At 75.3% G+C, this 554-nt stretch carries 1 protein-coding gene; it reads left to right on the forward strand.

The features are described 5' to 3' along the window. Positions 1-554: transposase (locus tag DXD48_RS05880; protein ID WP_199407909.1), on the forward strand; the 554-nt coding region annotated here is incomplete at both ends.

Raw genomic sequence — 554 nt, forward strand, 5'->3', positions numbered from 1 at the left:
ATCCGGTCGAACGACTACCGGAAGGATACCACCGTGAAAGCGCCATCGACCAGGCCGGGGGCCGTGCTCGGCCTGGACGTCGGCAAGTCCTCCCACTGGGCCTGCCTTATCGACCGCGGCGGGGAGGTGCTGGCCAGCGCCCCCGTCCGCAACCGGGAGGGCGCTCTAGACGCGCTGTTCTCCTCCGCGCCCGCCGGCACGCTCGTCGTGGTCGACCAGTTCCGCAACATAGGGTCCCTCGCCGTGCGGCGCGCCCGCGCCGCGGGGCTGGCGGTCGCCTACCTTCCCGGCCTCGCCGCCAGCCGCGCCGCCGGGCTGTTCGCCGGCGAGGCCAAGACCGACGAGCGCGACGCCGAGGTGATCGCGCGGACCGCCCTGGGCGTGCCGGACTCCCTGTCGGGGGTCCCGGGCCGCGGCGAGGCCCTCGAGGCCGCCCGCGCCCTCTCCTCCCAGCGCGACCACGTCGTGGCCTGCGCGACCAGGGACAAGAACCGCCTGCGCGCGGTTCTGCTCGAGTCCTGCCCGGCCCTCGAGGCCGCGGTCGACCTGTCGGA

Origin of the sequence: Collinsella sp. TM05-37 (assembly GCF_003436455.1) — a bacterium.
Classification (GTDB): domain Bacteria; phylum Actinomycetota; class Coriobacteriia; order Coriobacteriales; family Coriobacteriaceae; genus Collinsella.